This is a genomic window from Psychrobacter sp. TB20-MNA-CIBAN-0197 (assembly GCF_040309765.1).
Taxonomy (GTDB): Bacteria; Pseudomonadota; Gammaproteobacteria; order Pseudomonadales; family Moraxellaceae; genus Psychrobacter; species Psychrobacter submarinus.
In genome coordinates this window covers 1-243 of record NZ_JBEOPC010001231.1, presented here as the reverse complement: position 1 = coordinate 243, position 243 = coordinate 1, and the positions used below count along the sequence as shown (strand labels likewise).

The window sequence follows — 243 nt, the reverse complement described above, 5'->3', positions numbered from 1 at the left end:
GCCCTGCTGAAGCTTGGGATTGGCCTGAAATGGTTATGGATTTTACTGTGGCTGAAAAAGTCGATATTGACTCATTAAAGTCAGGTCAATCTTTGCACTTTGAAGTGAGCAAAACCGAAGACGGTGGATATGAAATTACTGGAATTCATATCATGAGTGAGCCTGAAGTATCATCAGCAACAGTATCTGGTTTGATTAATGCGATTGATATTGATACACGGATTCTAAATATTAGCAGAGGCC

1 protein-coding gene is annotated in these 243 nt (G+C 39.9%); it reads left to right on the top strand.

Translation table 11 applies throughout. The annotated features are described in order from the left end of the window. Nucleotides 1-243, top strand: a 243-nt coding sequence (locus AAEY83_RS17880; protein ID WP_351061368.1) for a copper-binding protein, incomplete at both ends; no start/stop codon positions are given.